Source organism: Streptomyces sp. NPDC055506 (genome assembly GCF_053643595.1).
In genome coordinates, this window is the sequence record NZ_JBSHKH010000115.1 from 1 (window position 1) to 26,151 (window position 26,151).

The 26,151-nt window shown below is 67.9% G+C and carries 23 protein-coding genes and 1 pseudogene; 3 read left to right on the plus strand and 21 right to left on the minus strand.

Annotation, left to right across the window (positions count from 1 at the left end):
* From ACWIF2_RS31640 to ACWIF2_RS31660, 5 genes and pseudogenes are all read right to left on the minus strand, one after another.
* Nucleotides 1-1,879 (minus strand): AMP-binding protein (locus ACWIF2_RS31640; RefSeq protein ID WP_454364328.1); only part of this gene is annotated, 1,879 nt, incomplete at its 3' end.
* Between the two features lie 339 nt (nt 1,880-2,218).
* On the minus strand, nt 2,219-2,479 hold the full coding sequence (locus ACWIF2_RS31645; protein WP_454364349.1) for a hypothetical protein: 261 nt from the start codon (nt 2,477-2,479) through the stop codon (nt 2,219-2,221).
* Nucleotides 2,480-2,490: 11 nt separating this feature from the next.
* The gene (locus ACWIF2_RS31650) at nt 2,491-2,997 is read right to left on the minus strand and encodes a sigma-70 family RNA polymerase sigma factor (protein ID WP_454364350.1); all 507 of its coding nucleotides are present in this window, start codon (nt 2,995-2,997) and stop codon (nt 2,491-2,493) included.
* A 114-nt stretch (nt 2,998-3,111) separates the two neighbouring features.
* Nucleotides 3,112-4,513, minus strand: a pseudogene (locus tag ACWIF2_RS31655) (sodium:solute symporter family protein); the annotation flags it as partial.
* Nucleotides 4,514-4,673: 160 nt separating this feature from the next.
* On the minus strand, nt 4,674-5,606 hold the full coding sequence (locus ACWIF2_RS31660; protein WP_454364329.1) for a fatty acid desaturase family protein: 933 nt from the start codon (nt 5,604-5,606) through the stop codon (nt 4,674-4,676).
* Between the two features lie 364 nt (nt 5,607-5,970).
* Between ACWIF2_RS31660 and ACWIF2_RS31665 the strand changes: the two genes are divergently transcribed.
* Nucleotides 5,971-7,311, plus strand: coding sequence for a GNAT family N-acetyltransferase (locus ACWIF2_RS31665; RefSeq protein WP_454364330.1), 1,341 nt, complete (start codon nt 5,971-5,973; stop codon nt 7,309-7,311).
* Between the two features lie 54 nt (nt 7,312-7,365).
* Here the strand turns inward: ACWIF2_RS31665 and ACWIF2_RS31670 are convergent, their stop codons facing one another.
* The gene (locus ACWIF2_RS31670; RefSeq protein ID WP_454364331.1) at nt 7,366-7,602 is read right to left on the minus strand and encodes a DUF3311 domain-containing protein; all 237 of its coding nucleotides are present in this window, start codon (nt 7,600-7,602) and stop codon (nt 7,366-7,368) included.
* Between the two features lie 170 nt (nt 7,603-7,772).
* Between ACWIF2_RS31670 and ACWIF2_RS31675 the strand changes: the two genes are divergently transcribed.
* Nucleotides 7,773-9,275 (plus strand): sodium:solute symporter family protein, encoded by a 1,503-nt coding sequence (locus ACWIF2_RS31675; RefSeq protein ID WP_454364332.1) that lies wholly within the window; start codon nt 7,773-7,775, stop codon nt 9,273-9,275.
* Between the two features lie 16 nt (nt 9,276-9,291).
* Here ACWIF2_RS31675 and ACWIF2_RS31680 read toward each other — a convergent pair whose 3' ends face one another.
* From ACWIF2_RS31680 to ACWIF2_RS31745, 14 genes are all read right to left on the minus strand, one after another.
* The gene (locus ACWIF2_RS31680; protein WP_454364333.1) at nt 9,292-10,539 is read right to left on the minus strand and encodes an MFS transporter; all 1,248 of its coding nucleotides are present in this window, start codon (nt 10,537-10,539) and stop codon (nt 9,292-9,294) included.
* A 49-nt stretch (nt 10,540-10,588) separates the two neighbouring features.
* Complete coding sequence (locus ACWIF2_RS31685) at nt 10,589-11,827, minus strand: GNAT family N-acetyltransferase (RefSeq protein WP_454364334.1); 1,239 nt, start codon at nt 11,825-11,827, stop codon at nt 10,589-10,591.
* Between the two features lie 12 nt (nt 11,828-11,839).
* Entirely contained in the window at nt 11,840-12,589 is a 750-nt protein-coding gene (locus ACWIF2_RS31690) for an SDR family oxidoreductase (protein WP_454364335.1), read from the minus strand.
* Nucleotides 12,589-13,281, minus strand: a complete 693-nt coding sequence (locus tag ACWIF2_RS31695) for an aspartyl/asparaginyl beta-hydroxylase domain-containing protein (RefSeq protein WP_454364336.1) — start codon at nt 13,279-13,281, stop codon at nt 12,589-12,591. Before ACWIF2_RS31695 ends, ACWIF2_RS31690 begins: the two co-directional genes overlap by 1 nt.
* A 67-nt stretch (nt 13,282-13,348) precedes the next feature.
* Nucleotides 13,349-14,005, minus strand: a complete 657-nt coding sequence (locus tag ACWIF2_RS31700; protein WP_454364337.1) for a class I SAM-dependent methyltransferase — start codon at nt 14,003-14,005, stop codon at nt 13,349-13,351.
* A gap of 20 nt (nt 14,006-14,025) precedes the next feature.
* On the minus strand, nt 14,026-16,179 hold the full coding sequence (locus tag ACWIF2_RS31705; protein ID WP_454364338.1) for an aminotransferase class V-fold PLP-dependent enzyme: 2,154 nt from the start codon (nt 16,177-16,179) through the stop codon (nt 14,026-14,028).
* Nucleotides 16,161-17,351, minus strand: coding sequence for a phosphonoacetaldehyde reductase (locus ACWIF2_RS31710; protein ID WP_454364339.1), 1,191 nt, complete (start codon nt 17,349-17,351; stop codon nt 16,161-16,163). The genes ACWIF2_RS31705 and ACWIF2_RS31710 overlap by 19 nt, the downstream gene beginning before the upstream one ends.
* Nucleotides 17,348-18,493: a phosphonopyruvate decarboxylase gene (gene aepY, locus ACWIF2_RS31715; RefSeq protein WP_454364340.1), complete on the minus strand. Its 1,146-nt coding sequence runs from the start codon at nt 18,491-18,493 to the stop codon at nt 17,348-17,350. Before aepY ends, ACWIF2_RS31710 begins: the two co-directional genes overlap by 4 nt.
* Nucleotides 18,490-19,398 (minus strand): isocitrate lyase/phosphoenolpyruvate mutase family protein, encoded by a 909-nt coding sequence (locus ACWIF2_RS31720; protein ID WP_454364341.1) that lies wholly within the window; start codon nt 19,396-19,398, stop codon nt 18,490-18,492. Before ACWIF2_RS31720 ends, aepY begins: the two co-directional genes overlap by 4 nt.
* A 7-nt stretch (nt 19,399-19,405) precedes the next feature.
* A complete protein-coding gene (locus tag ACWIF2_RS31725; protein ID WP_454364342.1) occupies nt 19,406-20,593 on the minus strand; it encodes a pyridoxal phosphate-dependent aminotransferase in 1,188 nt (395 codons plus the stop codon).
* Nucleotides 20,590-21,702, minus strand: coding sequence for an Ldh family oxidoreductase (locus ACWIF2_RS31730; protein WP_454364343.1), 1,113 nt, complete (start codon nt 21,700-21,702; stop codon nt 20,590-20,592). Before ACWIF2_RS31730 ends, ACWIF2_RS31725 begins: the two co-directional genes overlap by 4 nt.
* Nucleotides 21,703-21,778: 76 nt before the next feature.
* A complete protein-coding gene (locus ACWIF2_RS31735; RefSeq protein ID WP_454364344.1) occupies nt 21,779-22,924 on the minus strand; it encodes a glycerate kinase in 1,146 nt (381 codons plus the stop codon).
* The gene (locus ACWIF2_RS31740; protein WP_454364345.1) at nt 22,921-23,721 is read right to left on the minus strand and encodes a TauD/TfdA family dioxygenase; all 801 of its coding nucleotides are present in this window, start codon (nt 23,719-23,721) and stop codon (nt 22,921-22,923) included. Before ACWIF2_RS31740 ends, ACWIF2_RS31735 begins: the two co-directional genes overlap by 4 nt.
* Nucleotides 23,722-24,037: 316 nt before the next feature.
* Nucleotides 24,038-24,793 carry a thioesterase II family protein gene (locus ACWIF2_RS31745; protein WP_454364346.1) on the minus strand — a complete coding sequence of 252 codons (756 nt, stop codon included), beginning with the start codon at nt 24,791-24,793 and terminating at the stop codon, nt 24,038-24,040.
* 179 nt (nt 24,794-24,972) lie between these two features.
* On the opposite strand from ACWIF2_RS31745, the gene ACWIF2_RS31750 reads away from it, so the two are divergent.
* Nucleotides 24,973-25,431, plus strand: a complete 459-nt coding sequence (locus ACWIF2_RS31750; RefSeq protein ID WP_454364347.1) for a cold-shock protein — start codon at nt 24,973-24,975, stop codon at nt 25,429-25,431.
* Between the two features lie 133 nt (nt 25,432-25,564).
* Here ACWIF2_RS31750 and ACWIF2_RS31755 read toward each other — a convergent pair.
* The coding region (locus ACWIF2_RS31755) for a zinc-binding dehydrogenase (protein WP_454364348.1) at nt 25,565-26,151 on the minus strand (587 nt) is incomplete at its 5' end.

The window sequence follows — 26,151 nt, forward strand, 5'->3', positions numbered from 1 at the left end:
AACTCGGCGAAGCGAACTGCAGCACCCGACTGCCCACACCCACACCGAACCGGTCAGCCTCCAGCACAACCAGACTCACCAGCCCGGTGTGCGTGACACTCACACCCTTCGGCCGACCCGTCGACCCCGACGTATAAATCACATACGCCGCACTCTCCGCCCTCAACGACCCCAGCCGCTCTCCCGCAGCCAGATCCTCAACCTCCATGGCCGTCGTCTCCGCGGCCACCTCGTCATCATCCACACACAGCACGCGCGCGGCCTCCCACGCCGGGAGCCCCGACGCCACCTCACCCGTCGTCAGCACACAGACCGGATCGGCGTCCTGAAGCATGAACGCGACTCGCTCACCCGGATAGTCAGTGTCGATGGGCAGGAAGGCACCGCCGGCCTTCAGCACCGCCAGCACCGCCACCACCATGTCCACCGAGCGCGGCAACGCCAGACCCACCAGACGCTCCGGACCCACACCCCGCTTCACCAACACCCGCGCCAGCCGATTCGCCCGCGCATTCAACTCGCCATAACTCACACGGGCATCACCACAGATGACCGCCACCGCATCCGGCGTCCGCGCCACCTGAGCCTCGAACAACTCCGACGCCGTACCAACCGGCACCGCACGAGCCGTGTCATTGAACTCGCCCAGCAACCGCTCCCGCTCCACCGGCGCAAGCAGATCGCGTCCCTCCAGGGGAGTGCCGGGCCGGTCGACCAGCTCACTGGCACAGGCCAGGAACCGCTGCGCATGGAGTGTCATTTCCTCGGCCGAGTAAATCCTCGAATTCGCTTCGATCTTCAGTCCGATCGCCGATGCGGATCCGTCGGCTCCTCCATGGAGATGCAGGGACAAGTCGCGCACGGATGCGGAAGTGAGTACCTGTGTGACGGTCCGGCACTCGGCGAACAAAAGTCGCGTGTCGAGGAATTCGACGAGCATGCCGATTTTGCGGGACACCTGATCCACGAGTTCGGAAAAGCTCATCGAATCTGTCACGGCGACGTGCAACGGCACGTGTGCCGACTTCGCCATGGTGACCCGCGCGGAGCCAGTCGGACGAGCGGGTACGGGGACGTCCACGATCACGTCGTTGACTCCCGTGATCGCATCGTCGATCGCCGTCATCCGGTGCGCGTAGACGGCGGCAGCCGCTATTCCGAGTACGGGCCACGGCCGGCCCAGCCTCTCGGCCGCTCTACGGACCTTCGCCACCAGGTCGAGCGGCAGTGTTGTCGAAATACTCTGGACGGGTTCTGCCGAAACGCTCGGGCCTTGCCCGAGATTTACGGGCGCGGGAAGTTCCGTGAGGGCTTGCGACCAGTACGCCTGGTCGCGCTTCAGCCGCGCAGGACTGAGGGATTCCTCAGTCCTGTCGAACCACTCTGCCCCGTCAGTTCCTTCTATTCCTTCGCCTTCTTCGACATCCCCTGGCAGGTCCCCCCGGCTCAATGCCGAATACGCGTCGGCGATGCGCTCGCAATACACCATGGCATGGTGCTCGTCGAGCAGGGCGCGATGAAAGCGGACGTAGAAGGTGAACTGCTGGTCCGGCAGCAGGAACAGCGCGTGGCTCAACAGAGCCTCGCCGGACATGAGGTCACCGACCTGGGCCAGGTCACCGTCCACCCATGCCTGAGCCACGTCTTCCGCGTCAGACACATTGGTCAGATCCATGACGTGGAGGCAGGGTCGTAGCGCTTCGTCATGCTGGGTCGCCGAGCGAATCGCCCGCTCCAGAAGGTCGCGATCCAGATGGCCCGCACCCGAGAAGGAGATGGCGCAGTTGTACTGCACGCTATTCGGCTCGCGCCGTCGCGCAACTCCTACGCCGAACTGAGCTGGCAATGCAGGCTGAAGGATTTTCCTGGTTTCCTGCATGACCTATCCCCACTCCCTCTTGCAACGTGCCTGACCGGTTCAAAAAATTGCGACCTCGCCACAGAAACGAGGTCAGGCTAGGACGCGCGCTCCTCGATTCGGCCTCACGCCGTCCTCTGCCATGACCCAAGCGCGGCTGCGGGTTACCTGTGCTGTCCCGCCGGGCCCGGTTCGGAGGGCAGCACCCTGTCCCTGGAGGTGTCCTGCCGGGTGGACACTGTGTCGTCGAAGATCACGCCGGCCTCACGAATTCACGGCCTCGGGTTGCGCTGGTGACAGGGTGCGGAACGCCACCAACACCCGAAGGACGAACCAGGGCGAATCAGAACCCCCAGCCGATCACTTCAAGCCGACGCGCACATGTGAATGATCAAGGCCGGGCTGGGCGGGAACCTGGTTGAGCACCCAGAGCCCGATCAGAATGGCCAGGGTGAACAACACAGTCACAAGGGCGACGAGGATGTGCCGACGCCGTCGTTCCCTTCGCACCCAGTCTCCGCGTGCGGCACGGTACGCGCCAGGTGCGGGCTGTACCCCTTCCGCCAATGCCTCGAAAGCCTCGCGAAGCTGTTGTTCGGTGCCCGGCGGAGGTGTCGGCATAGCGGAATTACTCACCGTCGGACCTCCATCGCCTGAGTCAGTGCGGCGACACCACGTGCGGTGTGCGTTTTGACCGAGCCGCACGATATGCCCATCGCTTGCGCGATTTCCTGTTCTTTCAGCCCCAGCCAATGACGCAGGACCAGGGCCTCCCTCTGCCGGCGCGGAAGCCGGTTCAGCGCGGAGATGAGCGCACGCTGGTCCTCATGGAGAAGGGCCGAGCTCTCCGCGGACGCCACCGCGTCGACCGGCGGTGCCTCTACATGCTTCCGCACGACCTGCAGATGGCGTATGCGCATCCGCGTCAGATTGCAGACGACGGAGCGCAGATAGGCCTCAGAGGCACCCGTGTCGCGCAGTTTGCGCCATTTTCGATAAACCTGGTAGTAGGCCTCGGCCACGATGTTCTCGGGGTCGTCGGCGCCGAGGAGCGTGGCCAGCCGAAGCATCGACGTGTAGTGACGGTCGAACAGCTGGGACAGCGCGGCTTCGCGTTCCAGCTCGTCCGGGTCCACCAGGGGCGGTCCGTCGCCGTCCTGCGTACCACTGTTCTTCGTGAGCTCGACGTCCGTGACGGTCGGTGACAACGGGGGATACACGTTCTGGCCAGCCCGTTTCATAAACTGCTCGTTCCCTTCTCTGGCACTGCGTCTGAGATTCAGACGCGACGGAAGAGCGGTGGCGTCCGCACCGCGGGGTGTGCCGATACGGTCGAACGTCGGAGTGAGGACCACGGCAACCAGGACGTTGAGCAGGACAGCCGCGAGACCGGTGTAGATCTCCACGTCGTTGCCGCCCAGGTCGAAAGGAACCACGGAAGAGAATCCCTGGGTAACGACCAAGCCGGTGCCGGTCACCATGCCGGTTGCCCACCCGACGAGCAGGGCTCGTTGATGGAGCCACCGTGTGAACAGCCCGGCCTGGTCGCGGGCGCCGTAGACGAAGGCGACCGCGCCGAGTTGCGCCGTCAGTGACAGCCAACGAGCCATTCGCGCCTGGCGCTTGGGTGTGGCGGTGGGGTGGAGGTATGCGACGTAGACGTTCCGCACGAACAGGGATGCCGCCGCGATCGACATCACCGCGGCGGGGACCAGCGCGCCCACCGTCATGACTCCGAAAACGAGTCCGGCCAGCAACGGGGACATGAGGTGCTCGACGAGCAGCGGAACGGCCCTCTCGGCGCGCCCGGGCGGCGGGCGGATTCCCACGGCGAGCGCCCCGGCACCGAGCATTCCGAACAGGCCGAGTACGCCTGTCCAGGCCGGCAGGGCGACGCTGGCCCTCCGTAGGGTCTCCGTGCCCGAGGCGGCGAAGGCCGCGGTGAGCACGTGCGGGTAAGGCCCCGCGAGCGGCGAGTCGGTGCGCGGCCCGCTGGAGCATGTTCCCCGGTCCGTCCAGCCGGACGAGGACGAGCGCCGTCACCGCGAAGGCGGAGCAGAAGATCGCGATCCCTTTGAGAGCCGAGAGGGCCGTCGGCGTGCGAAGGCCATGGCGGTAGGTCGCCACAGTCAGCACGGCGAACAGTCCGAACGTGATCAGGTCACTGGTCGCTCCTCGCGGAAACAAACCCCCGACGGCCAGCACGGCGCGCACGCCGTGCAGTTGCGGCGCGAGATACGGCATGGTGGCCAGGATCCCGGTGAGGGCGACTGCCAGGGCCGGCGGCGGTGACCCGTAGCGGCCGTGGACGAAGTCGGCCACGGTCACGTGCCCGTGTTGTCGTGCGACCGCCCAGAGCCGGGGCAGGAGGAAGAAGGCGAGCGGACAGACGATCACTGTGTAGGGCAGGGCAAAGAAGCCTGAGGCGCCGTCGCTGTAGACCAGGCCGGGCACGGCGGCGAAAGTGTACGCGGTGTAGATCGTGCCGCCCAGCAGGAGCCAGGTCCATACCGTCTTCAGCTTCCGGTCGAGCAGGGCCCAGTTCTCGAGCGAGGGCAGGTCGTCGGTTCGGCGGAACCTGCGCGCGAGAACGGTCAGGACCGACGCCCCGCCGATGACGGAGACCAGGCCCGTGAGCATGGCTTCTTCAGGCATCAGTCACCGTCCCCCGGTTAGACATGCGCAACTTCTTCTCATGAGTTGCGCGACCGTGCCAATGGGAGGACAGCGAGAGCCACGGAAACCGGCCAAAAACTGGCGCCCCGACCGGTGGCGCAGACGGCTCGGCACGGTATAGGCCTGCCCGGTCGGCACGTCATCGGGTCCGTGCGGAGTTCTTCCGGGCCTCCCGGAGGACAAGCCGGTAGAAGTCGACATAGGAGCGTTCGACATGCGCACCGTGCTGCCGCACCTCGTCGTGCCTTTCGAGCAGACGGTTGATCGGTACGACCATGGCGGCGTGGTGCTCGACATGCAGGTTGTTCCCGTTGGTGAACCAGGTGCTCAGCCAACTGCCGCGTATGGAGCGCGTGTTCCGCAGAACATCCGTGGTTTCGGAGTCGCACAGGATGTGCTCGGGGAGTTCCAGCAGAAAGTGCATCGGTATGGCAAAAAGCAGTGGAAGGAGCCAGAGGCGGACTATTAAGTCCCCCATGCCCGAGGTGGTCAGGGGCACAATGGCCAGCAGCAGGGCGCCGAGGATCCGGTATTCGGTCATGACTTCATGTCTACGCCGTTCGGATATCTGGCCGAGGTCGTACGTCCAGCGTCCCGTGCCGCTGCGTGCGATATCCTTGAGGGTTTTGGCCAGGCGCACGTAATCGAAAGTCCCCTCAATCAGCATGCGCCAGGTGAGGGGCTGCCGTGCATCGAAGCCGAAGAATTCGGAATCCTGCGGCGTGCCCAGGTATCTGTGGTGCTGCAAGTGCTGTACCCGGTAGTGGCTGTAGACCACCAGCAGGGGAAGGCCAAGTGGAACGCCGACGGCCCGGTGCAGTTTCGAATTGCGGAACGACGAATGGTGCAGGCACTGGTGCTGGAGTTCCACCATGTGGGTGTACGCGGCGCCGAGTAGGAACACTCCGGCGATCACCAAAGGCCACTGTGGCCGTAGCGCGAGGAAGCAGCCGGTCGCCACCATTACGAGAGCGACGAGCAGTTTGGCCACGAAGACGCGCTCGTCGTGCCGGGTCACCCGGGCCTTCTTGAAAAGGAGTTGGGGCTGCCTTTCTGCGGCCGGTGCGGACATCGTGATCCTCGTTTTCAGGCTCGGAATACGCACGAACAAGTGCGGCAGATCTGTTGGCCGTGGACGTCGCGAAACGGAGGAAAATGAGGATGCCGAGCTGATCCAACATGGTCGCGACCAGGACATTCTGGGGAGAGAGGTCCTCGGTCCGACCTTGCCGCATCCTCGTTCGGTCCTTGCCCGGTGTGTGGGGTCGGCGGACGGCCCGGCCTTTCCCCCACCCCGAGGTGACGGCCGCTTCGCGATACCGTACTGGCCAATGCGCCGGCGAGGTTCAGACGAGCGAAGGCGTTGCCGCCCACGAGGAGCACTTGTGCAGTCGATATATGTCAGTGAAGCCTCCGGTCACCTACGTTGGATTGATATGTCTGGCGACGGGCCCCCGCACGTCTTTCTTCATGACCTTGGGCGTGCCGGTTCCGCGGACTTTCCCGGCATCGCGTCACAGCCAGGGCTCGCTGGAAAGCGAAGTCTCATCCCCGATCTGTTCGGTCACGGATTCAGTGACGCCCCCGGCGACTTCACCTACACGCTGGAGGCCCACGCCGAGACCGTCGCTGCACTCCTCGACCATGTAGGGGCCCGGGACTGCGTTCTCATCGGTGACGCGATGGGCGGTGCTGTCTGTGTTGTTCTGGCCGCTCGGCGTCCCGAACTGTTCTCCCGTGTCGTCGTCACCGGGGCCGCTCTCTGTGGTGGCGACGGGCTGCGGGGGGCCACTGTCGCCTCCTACTCCGAGGCCGAGTTCGTCAGCCGTGGGTTCCGGAGCGTGCTGGCAGGATCGGTGCCCGAGCACGCGGCCCGGATCCGGACCGCGAACCCCACCGCCTTGCATCGCAGCGCGGTCGGCTGGATGAAGGGGAGGGACTCCGGCCTGACGGAGCTGTTTCTCAAGCTGCCGCACCCCAAAGCCCTGGTTCGGGGCGCCCACAGCCGACCGCGTGCGCACGAGGACGAGGTCCGGGCGGCCGGCGTCCCGGTCATCGAGGTGCCAGGCACCGGGGTCGAGCTGCTGGAGGACGATCCGGTCCGGTTCGCCTCCGCCCTGGCAGTGGCCATATCCACCAACTCTCCCGCATGGAAAAGGAGTTCCACCGTCTGCGCCGGGAAAGTCAGCTCGGGAGACATCGACCTCGTCTGGCCGACCGAGGCGAACCCCACCCTGCTGGCAGGGGTGCACGCGGTCATCGCCGCTGTCACGGAACAGGGCGGAGCTCTCGGCTATCACACGGTTCCCGGCCGGGAGGAGACGGACGCGTGGCTGGAGGAAATGCTCGCCGACGTACGGTCGTCCGACGCAGCGCTTGCCGTGGCGGTGCGGGGCGATGACATCGTGGGATGCGGGCTCTGGCAGCGACACACCTCCGCGGCCAGCTATCGGCACAGCGCAGAGATCCCTCAGCTCATGAGCCACCCGGAGGCACGCGGACTGGGGATCGGGCGCCTCCTTGTCACCGCGCTCGTCAAGGACGCACGACGCGCCGGACTGGAGCTGCTGACGCTCGGTGTCCGCGGGAACAACCACGGGGCCATCGCCCTGTACGAGCAGCTCGGCTTCCGTGAGTGGGGGCGGCTTCCCAGTGGGGTCGCTGTCGCCAACGAGCGGTTCGATGACGTCAAGATGTGCCTGGAGCTCGGGCGGCCGGACGACGTGATCGTACGAGGGTCGGCTCCCGTGGGACCGGGTTCCTCCGTCCTGCGCTGAGCCTTCTGCGCACTCACCCACGGCGCGCGCCGGCGGCCGAGTCATGGAAAGGAGCTAAGAGTCCTGGGCCCGTCGCCGGGTGAGGAGGTGTGCGACGAGCATCGCGATGATGCAGCCGGGAACCCAGGCGAGTTGGAACCAGTAGAAGAACGGCACCCCGGCCAGCCGCGGCCGGTCACGGGCGTACAACGGGACCGAGAGCAGCGCGACGACCGGAGCGATCAGGCATGCAGCGGCGGCGAACCGACGCCACCGCCCCTTCCTGGGGTTTATGTCTTCCGCCTGTGGCACCAAATCCTCCTCGATCCTGTCCCCCGTGCGCGAGAGTTGATATTATCCGCCAGTGTATGGCCGGTTTTCTTTCAGATTCCCGCAGTTTGTTCGGTGAGATTCAGCCGAAAGTCCGCTCCTGACCGCAGCAGCTTCCCAGCACAAGGCTCACGACCCCAGAGGCAGTGCCCATGACCGATGTTCCGATGGCCGCGACTTTCATCGTCGTCATCGGCAGCGCCTCGCTTCTCACCGTCACGGCCCGCCGTCTGCATCCCAACGACTACCTTCCCTCGCTCGACCGCTGGGCGCTCTCCGACCGCGTGCTCGGTACTTTCTGGACGTGGCTGCTACTGGGCGGCACCATCTTCACCGCGTACACGTTCACTGCGGTTCCGGGTCTGGTGTACGGCAACGGCGCGCCGGCCTTCTTCGCCCTCCCCTACACCGTGATCGTGTGCCCGTTGGCCTTCATCCTGCTGCCCCGGATGTGGACGATGGCGCAAAGGCACGGCTATGTCACTGCGGCCGATCTCGTACGCGGCCAGTACCGGTCGGCGCCACTGGCGTTGGTGGTCGCGCTGACCGGCATCCTCGCAACCATGCCGTATCTCGCCCTGCAACTCCTGGGAATCCGGGCCGTGCTGAGCGCCGCTGGGATGCCCTCGCGAGGCATCGTCAGTGACATCGCGATGGTCGTGATCTTCGCGGGACTGGCCGTTGCCACCTATCGGTACGGGTTGCGGGCCCCGACGGTCATCTCGCTCTTCAAGTGCGTCGTCATCTTCGCTTCGACGCTGGCGATCTGCTGGTTGGTGCTGACGCGTCTGGGTGGCCCCGGCACTGTCTTCGACGCGGCGGCGACCCGCCTCGCCACCTCCACCGGGAATTCAGCCCTGGTCCTCACAGCCGACCAGCAGCCCGCTTTCGCGACGCTCGCCGCCGGTTCGGCTCTCGCCCTGCTGATGTATCCGCACGTGGTCACCGCCGCCTTTGCCGCCTCCGGTCCGTCGACGCTGCGCCGGGCAACTGTCGCTCTGCCGTTGTGGACAGCCGTTCTCGCTCTCTTTGGTCTGCTCGGCATCGCCGCCCTGGCGGCGAATGTGCACACTCCTCCGAACGGAGCAGAGACCGCCGTCCCGATGCTGATCGTGCGGCTGATGCCGGGAGCACTGGCCGGAGTGATCCTCGGAGCGCTCACGATCGGCGCGCTGGTTCCGGCCGCCGTCATGTCGATCGCGGCTGCGACCTCCTTCGTTCGCAATGTGTACGTCGAGTACTTCGACCCCACCGCCACCCCCAAACGGCAGGTACGGATCGCCAAGACAGTCTCGCTCACCGCGAAGGCCGGTGCGGCCGCCTTCGTCTTCGGGTTGCGCGACCAGGACGCCATCAACCTTCAGCTCCTCGGCGGTGTCTGGATCCTGCAGATCTTCCCGGCCGTCGCCATCGGTCTCTACACCCGACGTCTGCATCCCCGGGCGCTGATCACCGGCTGGGCGGTGGGGATGGTGCTCGGGACGGTCCTGGTCGTACACACGGGCTTCTCGCCCCTCGTTCCGCTAGGTCTACCCGGCCGTTCGCTGGCGTTCTACGCGGGCCTGGCCGCCATGCTGCTCAATCTCACCGTCGCCGTCGTCGGTACCGCAGTACTGAACCTGATCGGGAAGGGGTCAGGCGCCCGAGGCGACTGACGCCGTCGGAGGGAGGTCAGCGGGCGGCAGTCCGGCGCTGTCTCGCGAGAGCCGCCGCCAGGACCACGGTGACGAGGGCCAGGAGTTCGATTGCCGCTCCGGTCAGGGTGAGCGTAGTGATCGATCCGCGTTCCAGGGCGAGTCCGCCCAGGGCTCCGCCGAGTGCTAGGCCTAGATAGGAGGATGAGCCGTTGAGGGACAGAGCCACGGTCGGCTCGGGGATGTCCAGGCCGGATATCAAGTGGTTCTGTGCGGGAGGCAGTGCCCAGGACGCCACACTGACGACGCACAGGCACAGCGCGAACGCGAATGTGGTGCCCGGGGCGTTTCTCGGGGCGGCCACGGCAAGCAGCACCATGGCCAACAGTCCGGTGAAGAGGAGAACGACGGCTCCGCCGTAGGCGCGTCGGCCCCCGAATCTGTCGGCAGCCCTCCCCCCGAGGGCGCTTCCGGCCACGGCGGCCATGCCCGACACCAACAGGAAGGCGCTGACGCCGGCTGCCCCTACTCCGGTGAGCTGCATCGCGAGGGGAGCTATGTAGATGACGACGGCGAACTCGCCGGCGCAGGCGAGGACGTTGGTCAGAAGTGCGATCAGGACCATGGGGTGTGTCGCTGCGGTGATCCGCTGCCGGATGGTGACCGCTGCCTGCGTAGGCACGTACGGGAGGACGCCGGCCAGGACGGCCACGGCTGCTGCGGCGAGGGCCGCCACCAGGAGCAGCGCCAAGCGCCAGCCGCCGACGGCGCCGACCAGGGTGCCGAGGGGGATGCCCAGGGCGGTCGCCGCGGACATGCCGCCGACCACAACGGCGAGCGCCCGGCCCCTCCACTGCTGCGGGGCGACGCTCACCGTGATCATGATGGCGCACGGCAGATAAAGACCCGCTGCCAGAGCGGCCAACACCCGGGAAGCCATCAACACCGCGTAGTTCGGGGCGACGGCGCCCAGCAGGTTGGCGAGGACGAAGACCGTCAGGGCGCCCTGCAGCAGCCGTTTGCGGTTCAGTGCCGCGGTGACAGTCGCCAGGACGGGCGCCCCCGCGGCGTACACGAGAGCGAAGACGCTGATCAGCTGGCCCACGGTGGCCGCGGACACGTCGAGGTCGGCGGCGATCTCGCCGAGCAGACCGCTGATGATCAGGCTGTCAGTGCCGATACTGAAAGCGCCGAGAGCCAGTGCCAGCAGCAGCAGACGATGCGGCATGGTCTCCTTCCCGGCCGTTTCCGTGCCGGTCTCGGCGGTGGTTCCTCGCGACGTCATGACTGCTGTACCGCTTCCTGTCTGTCTGGCCGTGGTCGGTGTGTGGGGCTCAGCTCGCGAATCGCTTCAGGTACGCGGTGTTCCTGTCCCCCACCAGGTCGAGCAATTCTCCGAGCCTCCCGAGCCTGACCGCGTCCGGTGTCCAGACCCACAGCTCGCGCGCCTCGGTCACAGCGCCACGCCGGGTCTTCGCCTCGAACCCTTCCAGACCGAGCCGAACCGTCGCCGCGCCGCTGGTGATGGCCGTCCTGATGGGGTAGTAGAACGCCGCCCACGGGTACGCGGCGCTGCGGTCCTCGACGCCGTAGTCGCAGCCGTAGGACATGAAGACGACGCTCTTCCGGCCTTGCAGGTGCAGGGCGCAGGCGAGGATCCGGCCGTCCTGTTCGACGGTCGGCACGCGTACCGCGTCCGGCAGTCTTCCCGCCAGTTCGATACGTGCCCGGCGTATCGCCTCCACATCGGCCTTTCCGCCGTGCTTGATCAGCGTCTGTGCTTCCAGGGCGGCGACCCGCTCGGCGTTCCGGGCCAGGTCGGCCACGCCCGTGGCCAGGCCCGGCGCCTCCTGGAGCCGTCTCTCCTCCAGGAGGTACCTCCGACGGCGACGGCTCGGCAGAGCGGTCAGGAACTCCTCGTAACTGCCGAATCTCCCGGTGTCCATCCAGGACGCCCCCGTCATCGCTCCACCGCGGAACCCGGCCTGAGTGAGGACCTCGCGCAGCCTGCCGTCACGAGGGCTGACGAAGGGGAACGCCACCGCCCCCGCACCCTTTTCCACCACCCATGTCTGCGCCGCACGGACCAACTGCGCCGCCAGGCTTTCGGCCTCGGCTGCGTCGGCCTCGGGGTGCAGCTGCAGTTCACTGCGGTCGAACTCCCTGACGACCAGGCACGGGCCGACGCCGCGGCTCAGCGTCTGCCAGAGCGGCGCCTCCCCGTCCGTCTCCTCTTTCGCTCCCGCCGCTTCGCAGGCCAGGGCTCGCTGGGCGCGCCGAAGGGGAGCGGCTTTGCCCTCCTCGCTGTCATCCAGCCGCAGGACGGCCTGGGAGCCGACGAACTTCCACGGGTCGCTGGTCAGGCCGGACTCCGGAACGGCCAGTACGCCGCGCAGGGCGCCCCGCAGCCGACCCGCCGACCGGGACGTGAGCAGTACGCTCTCGCCCGGCTCCAGAAACTCCCGGAACTGGAGGAAGCCGCGGCTCGCGTCGATGTCCGACTCGTGGGTCAGCTCCTCCCACTCCCCGACCGGGACGTCGTCCACGCTGTTCAGATCGCTGATGTGTGACACCGCTGGAACCTCTTACTTCCCGCCCGCGAGATCGATGAACGAACCTGTCACATAGGAGGCTTGGGCCGACAGCAGCCATACGACGGCCGCAGCGACCTCGTCCGGGTCTCCGCCACGTCGCATCGGCAGATTCCCCTCAACGCGCGCCACCCGGTCGGGATCTCCCCCGCTCGCGTGGATCTGGGTGCGGATGAACCCCGGCCTGACCGCGTTCACACGGATGCCCTCCTCAGCGACCTCCAGGGAGAGTCCGGTGGTGAGCGTGTCCACGGCCCCCTTGGACGCCGCGTAGTCCACGTACTCCCCGGGTGCCCCGAGCCGGGAGGCAGCCGACGACACATTGACGATCGCCCCGCCGGCGCCCCCATGCGTCGTCGACATCCGTAGAACCGCCTGGCGGGCGCACATGAAGTACCCCACGACGTTGGTGTCCAGGATCCGCCGGAGGCGGTCCGCGTCCAACTCGTCGACACGACACTGCCGTTCCAGGATGCCCACATTGTTGACCAGGCCACTCAGAGTTCCCAGTTCCTTGTCGGCGGTCGTGAACAGCCGCTCGATGTCGTCCGGTCGGCTCATGTCGGCCTGCACGGCTACTGCCTCGCCGCCGGCGGCGATCACGTCGGAGACGACCGACCGTGCGGCTTCCGCGTCCTCGCGGTAGGAGATGCACACGCGCCCCCCGTGGCCGCCGAGCCGGCGTGCGACGGCGGCGCCGATCCCCCGGCTGCCTCCTGTGACGACGGTTGCGCCCGTTGTCATCAGATGTCGCCGCCCGAGTCCTGGATGAACTGCGCGGACCACTTGCGCTTGGCCCGCAGGCTGAGCCGGTTCATCGCGTCCGGGAGGAGGCCCATGGGCCGGCGGATGTCGATGATCAGCATGATCCGGCGGCCGTCGCTCTCGTTGTAGACCTCGTGCTCGAACGTGTCGTCGATGAGGATTCCCTCGCCCTCCTTCCACGTGTGGATCTCCCGGTCGACGCGGAGGCGAGGCGGGTTTTTGTCCGGGACCGTCAACGGCAGGTGGTACCGGAGGATTCCGGCGTATGGGCCTTTGTGCGCCTTGAGTGTCACCCCGGGTTCGAGGATGGCGATGATCGCGTTGACGACGCGCGGGGTGCGCTCGGCGAAGTCCACGAACAAGGGGCAGTCCCGGTACGCGTCCGTGTTGGTCTCGCCCAGCATGTACGCGTAGTAGAGCCGCCAGTCGGTGGACACCTCCGCGGCCCGCAGGGGATCGATGTCCCCGTACTTGCGGACGTCACGCGACTCGATGAGCTTGGTGACCTCGGACTTGATCTGGTCGAACTGGTGGTCAAGCTTCCTCGACTCCGGGAACAGCGAGTAGGGCGACATGATCCTGAACCGGTTGCGGCCACCGCTGTTCTTCAGGAAATACCGGTTGAGCGCGTTGCGTACGCCCGGCTGATTGATGCTCAGTGAACCCTTCACGACTGGTCGTCACTCCTTTTGACTGCGATCACGGACGGGTGGGCCGGCTGACGGAGCGGCGCCGGCATCACACGGAACCAGGACGGCATGTTGCGTACAGGAAGCCGGGATGCACCTCGTCGATCTGGCACGCCCAGCCCAGACCGGCCAACCGCTGCGCCAACTCCGCGGGACTGCGGAACACCTTCACGATCCGGAAGCTGCGCCCGTCCTGAAGGCTCCGGCGGACTGCGACGTCCGGCTCACTCTCGTCCTTCTGTTCAAGGCGCCGTTCGTGGTGCGTCACATCGACGAACTCCACGACACCCTGCGGTCGCACGGCGCGACCGACCGCCGTCCAGAAGGCGTCGAACGTGTCGTCGGGCACGTGGGCGAGCCAATGCGCGAAGAAAACGGCATCCCAACGACGTTCGGGGGTCCAGTCGAAGAGGTCCTGCCGCATGTACTCGACGTTCGGGAGCCCGTGCCTGCGCGCCTCCTCGATCATCTCCGGCGAGCCGTCCAGGGCGGTGACCCGATCGGCGATTTCCGAGAGATGGCGGGTCCAGTAGCCGGTACCGCTCGCCAACTCCAGTACGTCTCCCTTGATGTTGCCGGCCCGCAGGCGCGTCAGCACGGGAGGCAACGCCGGGTCCATGTACGGCACAAATGTGGCGTCGTACTCTTTCGCGCGGGCCCGGTAATAGCTGAGTTGACTGTTGATGAGGGATTCATGGGCCATCATGCGTTTTCTTCCTCCTGGGGTCATTTCGAAGGGCCGATCATGGCCACGAGCTTCTGCGGAGAGAGGAGCATCTTTTCCTTGAAGGTCTCGTTGAGCCGTCCGCATTCGATCGAGTCGGCGCGAGTCGCCCACATGAGCCGGACGATCTCCCACCACAGGGCGTAGTACGGGCTGAAGGTGAGGTCGGAGCGGCCTCTCACATAGCCACCGGCCCATGCCTGCAAACGCCGGGACTCAAGGAAGCAGACGGCTACCGCGAGGGGTTCGCCGTTGTTCTCACGCACTTCCACCACCCGGACCGGCCCGTCGAGTTCACGCAGGAACGCCGCCAGCCGCTGTGGGTCGTAGTACTTGGGCGAGCCGGCCCTGGCCGCGCTGGCCGCGATGAGTTCGAGCAGCGGTACCAGGCCGGGATACCGGGCCCCGTGTACAAGGGTGTGGGCGCGCTCCGCATACCTTCGCAGTTGCCGCTGATAGTCGCGCCGTACCGACCTGCGCATGCCGGCCAGGTACGTGTCGCCGTCCGGCGCGTCGGAGCGGTGCAGTGTCCAGCGGGGCACCAGTTCCTTGCGCTGAAACCCCCGTCGCGCCAGCGACGGCAGCAGCGGGCTGTCGTCGCTCAGGTTGACGAACCCCCAGAGGGGGGCGCTCAGTTCGGCGGCGCGGTCGCCGAACGCGGCGCTCAGTGCGCCGAGCGCCGCTTCGTCTGCGGTGAGCAGCCGGGAATCCGGGGAGTGCCACATCGGGGAGAGCAGGGCCTGTTCGCCGTCTGCGAGCCCGAGGAGGCCGAGAGGGTCACCCTGAAGGTAGGTGGGGGCCGCGGCGACCAGTTCGCCGCCTCTGCGGACCTCCAGATACCTGGGTGCGCTGATCCGCTGCACCGGATGGTGCTCGTACGCGCTGAGGAAGGCCCGCGTGTGGAAGACCGGGGCATCCAGCCTCGCCACCAGGGTGTCCCAGTCCGAAGCCAGTGCGTCGGCCGTTTCTGTCCCCCCGGTCACCAGTGGCGTCGCCTCGGTGGTGCGCGGTGCGCCGGAGCCGGCGGTCAGCGGGGTGGCGGCCGGCGGGGAGTGGGAGGACGAATCAGGCGACGCAGACGTGGCCGCGGATCGCAGGGCCACGCCGATGGCCAGGGCGCACGCGTCGACGTCGTCGGGGTCGACCGGACCCATGTGGCCGATGCGCAGCACCTCGCCTTTCCACGGCCCACGTCCCGACGAGACCCACACATCGTGCTCGGCCGCCAGTACCTCCCGCACGCGTTCCGCGTCCGCGGGCGCCGGAAGTCGGACGGCGGTCACCGTCGGGGAGCTGTTCGCCTCGTCGGGAACGACCGTCAGCCCCTGGGCGCGCAGGGCTTCCCGGCACCGCAGCGCCGTACGGTCGTGGCGCTCCCACACGGTCTCAACGCCTTCTTTCTCGATCTCGGCAAGAGCCGTGTCCAGGGCATAGAGCACCGAGAGAGCAGGCGTGTACGTGGTGGTGCCCTGCCGGGCGTGCTCGGCGGCGCGGGCGAGGTTCAGATAGTAGGAGCCCTCGCCGGGCTCGGCGGCCCGGGCCAGCGCACGCTCGGACGCCGCGACCAGTGAGAGGCCGGGTGGGCAGGCCAGGGCCTTCTGCGTCACAGTGACGACGGCGTCGAGTCCGAGTGCGTCGAAGCCGATCTCGGTGGCGGCCACGCTACTGACGGCATCAACGAGGATCAGGCAGTCGCTCACAGCCCTGATGGCCCGCGCCCACTCACCCAGGGGCGCGATGACGCCGGTGGACGTCTCGTTGTGGGTGAGCAGGACGGCGTCGTACCCGAGGGCGAGGCGCTCGGTGATCCGCTCCGTGGGCACGATCTGGCCCCAAGGAGCGGCGAGCACGTCGATCAGCGCGCCGTGGTGTGCGGCGATGTCCGCGAAGCGCTCGCCGAAGTAGCCGAGTTGTACGGACAGCACGCGGTCCCCCGGCCGCAGCAGCGACGCGGCGACCGCCTCGAGGCCGCCGGTTCCGGAGCAGGTCAGGGGCAGGACTGTGCCCTCGGTGCCGAAAAGCATGCCGAGCCGGGGCGTGATGGCACCGATGAGCTCGCAGAATCCCGCGGAACGGTGGCTGACCATCCGGGTGCTCATGGCCGCGAGTGTGTGATGCGGTACCTCGACGGGGCCCGTCACCCTGTAGTTGCGCATGTGTGCCTGACTCCTTCTCTCGAATCGCCGCGAAGGACGGTTTCCAGCCCCGCACGCGCCTGGGACCGTTCGATGCGCACCGGTGTCCCGCTCATCCGGTCCGACGACATGCCCTCCCGCACGAGCAGGTCGAGCGACGTGTCGTATCGGACTGAGGTGTAGGGGCGGGGAGCCCGCCGGTCGAGCACGGTCCGCAGCACTGTGGCCAGGTCCGTACCGTCGGCGGTTCTGAAGAGGTCGTGCAACGTTCCGACCGCATCTTGCACCGCCTCAGGGCCGCGGGCGTCGACGACCTGCTCCGCCTTTGCCCCCTCCACCAACGGGGCCAGCCACAGCAAGTTGAGTGCGCAGGCCAGGCCGTGCGGGATGCCCAAACGCGCGGTGAGCGGATAGGACATCGCGTGCGCCGCCGTCGTCCGGGTGATGTCGATGGCTCGTCCCGCCAAAGTGGCCGCCCGGCTGAGCTGATCGCGCTCGGCCGGGTCCGGCAGGTCGTCGGCGTGCAGGAGTACGGGCACGAGCAGTCGAAGAGCTGCGGTGGCCTGCTCCCGCGACGACGCCGTGGAGCGGATCGACCATAGTGACTCAACGGCGTGGGCCAGCGTGTCGAGAGCACATGTCCAGGTCAGACCGGGTGGGCATGTCTCGGTCAGTGCCGGGTCCACGACGGCGAAGTCGGTACGCGCCGCGGGGGTGTCGAGGGAGACCTTGCGGTGTCCCCGGTAGAGCGTCGCGAACTGCGTCACTTCGCTACCGGTGCCCGCCGTGGTGGGGACGAGCAGCAGCTGCCGCCCGTCCGCCGTGGCCGGCCGACGCCCGGCGATGATCTCCTCGGCCTCAGCGACGTCGCCGGGCAGTACGCGCCCGGCCTTGGCGACATCGAGCGCGGAGCCCCCGCCGAGGCCCACCACCAGGTCGGCGCCGGACGCCTGACACAGCATGGCCGCTTCGACCGCCTGTGCGAGGGTGGGATTGGGCTGGAATGAGGTGAAGGTGACGACGTCGACTGCCGGCCACGCCGCGACCGGTACCCGGCGCAGCGCTCCTTCGCTCGCGACCACGAGCACACGGCGGCCCGCGCACAGGCGAGGGACCTCAGCGAAGCTCCCCCTGCCCTCCAGCAGTACGGTGATGTGCCCACTTCCGGTACCGAGCTCTGTCCTGCGGTTCACGGCGTGTCCTGGGTGGTCCCGGTGCCGACCGCGCCACCGGCTGCGGCAGCCACGCGGAAACGGTCAGCGATCTCCACCGGACCGGTCGACGCGGTTGCCCTGGGGTGGACTTCGTCCGGCGTGGGAACGACGGTGAGCACGAGGAGCACCGGGCCTTCTGCGGTCAGTGCCGTGTGCATGCTCCCGTCAAGCTCTCGGGGTGAGTCGCAGGTGAGTACGGTTCGGTAACCGAGCCCTGTGCCGAGGGCCGCCCAGTCGAGTCGGCGGGAGGTGGTGGGCTGGCAGCCGGTGGACTCGTAACAGCCGTTGTCGACGACGACATGGGTGAGGTTGCGGGCATCGGACGCGCCGAGGGTTGAGCCGGTTCCCAGGTGCATGAGGAAAGCGCCGTCGCCGTCCAGCACGACCGTACGCCGGTCCGGCCGGGCGGTGGCGAGGCCGACGCCGACGGCCGAGGCGTGCCCCATCGAGCCCTGCATGTAGAAGGTGTCCGGCCGGTCCCGTTCGTGGTGGGCCTGTCGGGACAGATAGCCGGTGGTGGTGACCAGCAGCTCGTCCGTCAGCTTCGCCATGAGGCAGGAGACGACGTCCGGGCGGGTGAGCCGGCCGTCGGTGGACTCAGCGACGGAGTAGGCGCCGGTGACCTTTCCGATGGCGCCCCGAGGAACCAGCAGGAAGAAGGGACGGCCCTGTGCCCGTGCCTCCGCGGCCTGGGCCAGTGCCTCCTCCAGCTTCCCCTCCCACAGCATTGTGTGGGGCACATCAAGGCTCTCCAGCATGCCGATGGTGGAGTTGCCCATCGTGGCGTGCTGCGGCTCGTCCTCACCCGGATCGGGCCACCCACGCATGGTCATGATGACGAGCAACGGCACCCGGTACGGCAGCAGCAGGGACGCCAGCGGGTTGATGAGATTGCCGAATCCGGAGTTCTGGCAGAGCACGGCCGATGTCCGGCCCGCCAGTTCCCACCCTGCGGCGATGGCGAGAGCCGCGCCTTCCGACACAGCCGGCGTCAGATCCCCGGCGTCGTCGAACAGTGCCCAGGGGCCGGCGAGATGCCCGCACGGCACTCCCGCCACACTGCGCACCCCGTAGGCACGCAGGGCGGCGACGAACTCCTCTGCGGTGACCTGGGGGCTCATCGATCGGTTTCCAGCCACTGGTCCATGCCGGACAGCGCGAAGATGTCCTTGACGGTGGCGATACGCGGCTCCAAGTCCGCGGTGGAGCCCTTCGCGAGGACGTCGGCCCAGGTGTCGCGGATGGCCGTGATGGCGGCGCGCATACCGTGGTTCGCGTAGATCACCATCGCGATCCCCGCCTCGCGCGCCTGCGTGGCGGAAAAGTCGGCGTAGGTGGTCGGAACGATCACGACCGGCGCCCGGTGGTCCCACTCCCGCATGAAAGAGACGATCTCCGTGGAGTCCACCGCCTTCGAGTGGACGAGTACGGCGTCCGCGCCGGCATCGACGTAGAGGTGGCAGCGGCTCAGCGCCTCCTCCAGCCCGAGGCCGCAGATGAACGCTTCGGTGCGGGCGATCAGTACGGTGTCCGCCGACAGCTGGGCCCTCTTGGCGGCTTGGAGCTTACGGCCGAACTCATCGGCCGCCAGAAGCTTCTGGCCGGCGTTCACAAAGCTGTTGCGCTTGGGGAAGATCTTGTCCTCGATGCAGATGCCGGCGATGCCCGCCTCTTCGTAACGCATCATCGTGTAAGCGGCGTTGAGGACACCGCCGAATCCGGTGTCGCAGTCGGCGATCACCGGGAGCGACACCGAACGCTGTATCGCCACGGCTCCGGCAAGGTATTCGGCCATGCCGAGCAGGCTGACGTCCGGCAGGCCGTTCGCCGCCGAGATCTCCAGCCCGGACGCCCAAACGGCGTCGAATCCGGCCTCCTCCGCGAGCCGGGCCGACAGGCCGTCGTGCGCGCCGGCAGTTCTGACCAGCCGGGCATCGGCGAACGCCTCCCGGAGCGCGGCGGCGCGCGGGGAGGACACAGTGGACTTCGTGCGGGTGGTCGACGATTCGGATGAGGTGATGGTCACGCTTCTCCTACGGTGTGAGTGACAGCTCGGCCGCCGCGGACAGACACGAGGTCAGGCGACGGGCGGCCGTGCGCAGGACGTCATGGGGTTCCGCGACACAGAGCCGCAGATGGCCGGGCATGCCGAACGTCGAGCCGGCGCGGAGTCCGACTCCGGCCTCGCGCCGCAACGCGCGGCACAGTTGCTGGTCGTCGTCGGCACCGAGCAGTCGGCGCGCCAGCGCTTGCGACGCGTCGAGACAGAGATAGATCCCACCGGCAGCCGGCAGTGGTTTCAGGTAGGGGACCGCGGACATGGCCTCCAGCGCCACGGCCCGCTGAGCGGCCAGTTCCGCGGCACGCCGGGCGACGCCGTCTCCGGTCGCCGTGCCCGTGCCGACGGCGTCGTTCTCGTGCCGCAGCACCGCGGCGGCGGCGGCCTGGGCCGGGCCGGAGACGGGCCCGGTGGTGTGCTCGACGATCTCCCGTACCTCCGCGGTCAGCCGAGGGTCCGCCCATACCCAGCCGACACGCAGACCGGCGAGGGCGTACACCTTGGAAGCCCCGCCGATGACGACTTCGTGCGGCCCGGCCTGGACACGGTTGTCGACGTCCGGGCCGTAGGCCCAGTAGATGTCGTCGATGATCAGGCGTATGTCCCGGTCGGCCGCCCACCCGCGCAGCGAGCGCATGCGTTCTTCGTCGTAGCAGGCCCCCGAGGGATTGACCGGGCTGTTGACGAGTACGGCCCGGGTACGGCGCGTACGGGCGGCGTCCAGGCGCTCCGGGTCGACGAGCAGCCCGTGTTCCGGGTCGCCCGGCACGGCGACCGCTGTGGCGCCGGCAAGCTGGACGACGGTCGGGTAGTGGCTCCAGTACGGGGCCGGAACGAGGATCTCGCCATCGCGCGCCACGGCGGCGATGGCCGCGAACAAGCCGTGCCGGCCGCCTGCGGTGATCGTGATGTGCTCGGCGTCGACGGCCGTGCCGGTGCGGAGGCTGTAGTGGTGCGCCACGGCCGAGCGCAGTTCCGTCGAACCGGTGCCGGGCGCGTACGCGGCGGCGCGTGGGGAGTCCAGCATTCGGCGGACAGCGGCGCGTGCGATCTCGGGTAAGGGCTCCAGGATTTGTCCGGACGACAGGTCTATGGGATCGGCCGCCGGGGCTTTCTCGTGGAGGAATGAGGCGGAAGTCGCGCTGCCGGGGTCGTCGTTCACAGCTGGCCCTCCCTGGCGGTGAGCGGCCTGATACCGGCGAGTTCCGCGATCTTGCCCAGATCCTCGACGACGGGCCGGAGCAGCGGTATGCCGTTGGCCGAGCGTTCCTCGGCGCAGCGATGGCGGCGATCGCCGGGAAGCCGGACAGGAGTTTGTTCGTCGACGGGGCTACCCGCGCGGATCTCATCCGCCATCGCCGTGATGTCGCGCGTGATGCGTCCGATGTCGCCCAACGCAGCGAGGTCCAGACACAGCACGAAGTGTCCGAGGTCCGCGCCCTGCGGTCCGTAGGTGTGACGGCTCCAGCTCGCGCCGGTGAGGGGGCCGCAGAGCAGTTCGGCCAGCAGGCCGATCCCGGAGCCCTTGTGGCCGCCGTGCTCCTCGCCGAGGCCGCCGACAGGCAGCAGCGCGTAGCCCTCTCTGGCTCGCAGTCCGGCGACGACCAGGGGAATGTCGGTGGAGGTGGCACCATCCGGTCCAACTGCCCAACCCGGGAGCATGGGCCTGCCCTCCCGGTGCAGCCGCTCCAGCTTGCCGCGCGGGACGATGCTGGTCGCCGCGTCGTAGCAGAGCGGCTCGCCGTCTGTGGGTACGGCGTAGCTGACGGGGTCCGTGCCGAACATGGGCTCGGCAGCGCCGGTGGGGGCAACTTGAGGGGTGGCGTTGGTGGTCACCAGAGCCAGCGTTCCGGCTCTGGCGGCACGTTCGGTGTACCAGCCTGCGATGCCGATGTGGTTCGACCGGCGTACCGCCACCGCCGCGATGCCGTGTTCCTTGGCGCGTTCGACGGCCAGGTCGACGGCGAGGCACAGGGCGGGCTGCCCCAACCCGTTCTCCGCGTCGACGACGCTGACGCCCCCGGCCTCACGGACCACGCGCGGCCGCGCACCTTTGTTGATCGTGCCCGCGCGCAAGCCCTCGACGTACCGGCGGAGCCGGGCGACTCCGTGGCTGTCGACACCGGCGAGGTCCGCGGCCAGTAGGACCTCGGCCGTCAATTCCGCGTCGGCCTCGGCGGCGCCGACCGACACGAGCGCTTCGACGACGAATTCGGTCAGGGATTTCCTGCCGACCACGAAAGCCCGGTCGGTGCGATCACTGTGGTACATGTCCCTCCAGCTCCATGCCTTCTTCGAGCCGGCCGTGTCATCGGCGGCTTGTCGCACTGTTTGTCGAGCTTTGGGCTTACGTCTCCGCGACCGCCCGGGCCGCGCATGCCTCCGCGGCGGCCCGCGCCAGGCCCCGCCGGAGTGCGGGTCCTGTCAGGGGGGCGCCGGGGCGCGGGTTGTCGATGAGGTGAGTGGTGACCAGCGGATGGTCGGCGGGCTCGTCGGCACGCATGGCGACCATGGCCGTGGGCAGTCCGCGTTCGCGGCGCAGCCGGGCGATACTGCCCGGCAGTTTGCCCTGCCAGGTTCCCTCGTCAATGGCCCCTTCTGCGGTCAGGACCAGGTCAGCTTGGCCGATGGTGTCGTCCGGGTCGGTGATGTCCAGCAGTGCTTCCGCACCGCTGCGGGCGGTGGTGTCCGTCACCGCGGAGAGCCCGAAGCCGATGCCGCCGCCGGCCCCGAACCAGGGGGTGTGGAATCGCTCTGTCGCTCCGCGGTCGCCGGCGTCCGTGAGCAGGCCGGTGAGGTGATGCAGGGCTCGGACGGCTGCCGGACGGTTCTGGGCGGTGATGCCTTTCTGGGCTCCGAACGTGTCCAGGTTGTCCGACAGGGGTGTGCGTACGTCCGCGAGCAGGCGCACGGTCACCCCGGACAGCAGCGAGCGGGCGGGGGTCAGGTCGACGCGCACCGCCCCGGTGACGCGCCCCGGGCTGGGATCCGTCTCGCGACCTCCGCGGTCCAGGAAGCGGGCTCCGAGCGCGGCCAGCGCGCCGGCGCCGCCATCCGTGACGGCTGTTCCGCCAAGAGCCACGAGGACGGTGGTGGCACCTGTTGCGACGGCCGCGGCGATGGCGTGGCCGACCGAGGCCGAACTAGCCTCCAGCACCCGTAGTTCGTGGGGGCGCAGTGCCCCCAGACCGCAGAGCCCGGCGCTCTCGACCACGGCGGTGTGCCGGTCGAGCGCGAGCCATCGGGCCTTCGCCGGCCGACCGAGAACGTCGATGACGTCCAGCGGGTGGAGGCGGCCGCCGCGGGTCGCGTGCAGGACGTCGAGCGTGCCGTCGCCGCCGTCCGAGAGCGGCCGGGCCAGCACGCTCGCGGCGGGCCGGGCCCGTCGGACGCCTGCGACGAGCGCGGCGGCCACTTCAGTGGCCGAGGCGTGTCCGCGCATGCAGTTGGGAGCCACCACGATGTCCGCGGCGGCCGCCTGGCCGGCGTTCACGACGCTTCGATGGTGCGACGTATCCATGTGCGCAGGAGCAACCGGGTGTGGTCGGGCTCGTCCCGGAACTCCGTGCGCCCATGCAGCAATGCCAGGTTGTCGAACAGGGCGAGTTCGCCTTCGCGCAGTTTTCCGGTCAGCAATGCGCTGCTCGAACCGATCAACGCGTCAAGAGCGTCAAGGGCTGTCCGCTGCCGGACGGTGAGGGGAGGCACGTCCGGGTGATCGTGGCCCTGGTCGATATAGCTGCGCAGGTAGGTGATGGCGGGCCGTCCACGCTGGGTGAACAGCACGGGTTTGGTTGTCGTGGGGGCCTCGCCCGGCTGTTGGTCGCCGCGCCGGTCAAAATGGAAGGGTTCCCGCAGGGTCCGCACAACGCCCGGCTCGAGTGCGCGTTCCACGTCCCGTACGTGCAAGCACTGGAGAGCCCCGCCCCACTCGGACTGGCGTACGCAGAAGAGCGTGAACACATCGGGCGCGGGCAGCGCCGCCTCGGCGCCATCGGTGTGCAGGTCACCACCGAGCCGGGAGTCGGAGTACCGGGTACGCCCCCGCTGGCTGATGCTCATGCCCCGGTCCTTCACCTCGCGGACGAGGGTGCCTTCCCGGTTCTGCGGCAGCGGCGCGCCGATCAGGCTGGTCGCGCGGGAGACGGCCCGCTCACCGCTGTCGCGATCGGCGGGTAGCCCGGCGAGGACCAGCACTCCGGCGCCGTCGTCCAGATATGTGCGTACGTACTTTCCCAACTCGGCCCGCGCCGCGGCTTCGTCGGCCATGCTTTCGTCCGCGTCGGTCAAGTAGTCCCGAAGGTTCCCCTCCACCGGCACACGCAGGGGATCGAACCCGTCCCCCTGTGCCCGCCCTTGACCGACCCGATCCCCGTTGTTCGTCACCGACGCCGCCCCCTGCCTGCCACACAGCGTATTGCCGTGACCCGCTCGACCCGCGGGTTGTAGAGGAGTTGTCTGCGTCGACGATTCGGTTGACCTGAGTTCTCCTCAGATATCCGCCATGTTTGTGTCATCCGAACGTGCTGTTCGCGCATCGTCCACGTTGTACGACGCACGTGCGGGGGACTCCTGGGAGCCGACTCCTCGTCTCGTCACGGCCGGGTCATGTCTGCGCGGCAATCCGTTCGGCCAGCAGGGCGAGCGGCTTGTCGGGAGCTGTCATGAAGAAGAAGTGGCCGCCCTCGAACACCTCCAGGGAGAACTCTCCCGTGGTGTACTCCTCCCATCGCGCCACCTCCGCCACACTCACTTGAGGGTCGTTGTCCCCGGTGAGTGCGACGACAGGGCACGTGAGAGCCGGTCCCGGACGATAGCGGTAGGTCTCGGCCGCCTTGTAGTCACTGCGGATGGCGGGAAGCACCATGCTGCGGATGTCGGGGTCTGCCAGCACATCGGCGTCAGTGCCGTTCAACTTCCTGACGTGTGCGATCAGTTGGGCTTCCGTTGACGTGTGCACCGACTCAGGGACGAGTTGCCCGGGGGGACGCCGCCCGGAAACGATGAGTGCCGACGGCGCGGTGCCCGCGGCCTCCAGACGGCGAGCGACCTCGAAGGCGAGGGTCGCCCCCATACTGTGGCCGAGGAGTAGGGTCGGCACGTCGAGCCGACCACACAGTGCCGTCGTGATGGCGTCGGCCAGTTCGTCGAGGTCCTCGATGCAGGGCTCAGTCCTGCGATCCTGACGGCCCGGGTACTGGAGCACCAACACCTCGGCGGGGTCGGAGAGTGCTCTCGACACCGGGTGGTAGTACGACGCCGAGCCACCGGCGTGCGGGAAGCACACCACGCGGATGTGGGCGCCCGGCAGCGGGTGGAAGCACCTGATCCACGTGTCCGTCGGTCCGTGGTTTCCTGCCATGACGTTGCCATGTCCTTTCGGGCATCAAACCGGACCGGATGGTTCGGCGAGGGGCCAGTGTTGTCCCCCAACGGGGGTTGGCGATAAAACACGCACGCTGCCGAGCAGGGACTGTAGATTCCTCCCTTGGGTTGCTCATTGAGGGAGCAACTCCTCATGTCGCGGTGTGTGTTGGGGGTATGGCTGTGTTGACGTTGGGTAAAGTCCTGCGGTTCGACGAAGTCAAGGGGTATGGGTTCATCGCGCCCAAGGAGGGTGGCGACGACGTGTTCATGCACGCGAATGACCTCCTTGACGAGAAGTTCCTGTATCAGGAGGGCAGCGAAGTAGAGTTCTTCTTGCAAATGGGTGAAAAAGGACCCAAAGCATCGGAGATCCGTCTCGTCTATCAACCCTCTTCCCATCGGGTCACTCGGGGTGCGGAGGTCGACAGCGCGCCGACGGAGCGGCAGCCGGTGTTCTTGAGCGACACGGACGACGACGCCCTTGAAGCGGGTCCGCAGGACGCCGCTCGCTTCCGTGCCGACCTCACAGAAGCCCTGCTCGAACGAGCCGATACTCTCACTGCGGCACAGGTCAGAGAGGTCCGCGGCATTGTCGTCGAGCTGGCGAAATCACGACGGTGGATCGCCTCGTGACTGGGTGATGTCATCCTTTGACGCCGCCGACCATGTCAGGGTGATGCGGTGGGCCAGGCGTGGATGGACAGCCGGCTCGCCGTACTTGTCGCATCCTTCCTGCCTGGCCCGTTTCTTGGCTGGGCGGCACAGGTCAAATACCTGGCTCACGAAAGCGGTTGATGGCGGCGACGTGCTGGGCGCGCTTCTCGTGGTCCCGCACACCCAGGCCCTCCTCGGGCGCCAGGCACAGCACGCCGACCTTGCCCTGGTGGAGGTTGCGGTGCACGTCGTAGGCGGCCTGCCCGGTCTCCTCCAGGGAGTAGACCTTCGACAGGGTGGGGTGGATCTTGCCCTTCACGATGAGCCGGTTGGCCTCCCAGGCCTCGCGGTAGTTGGCGAAGTGCGAGCCGATGATCCGCTTCAGCGACATCCACAGGTAGCGGTTGTCGTATTCGTGCATGTAGCCCGAGGTCGAGGCGCAGGTGACGATCGTGCCGCCCTTGCGGGTGACGTACACGGAGGCGCCGAAGGTCTCGCGGCCCGGGTGCTCGAAGACGATGTCGACGTCCTCGCCGCCGGTGAGTTCGCGGATGCGCTTGCCGAAGCGCTTCCACTCGCGCGGGTCTTGGTGGTGCTCGTCCTTCCAGAACCTGTAGCCCTCGGCGTTGCGGTCGATGATCGCCTCGGCGCCCATCGCCCGGCAGATGTCGGCCTTCTGGTCGCTGGAGACGACGCAGA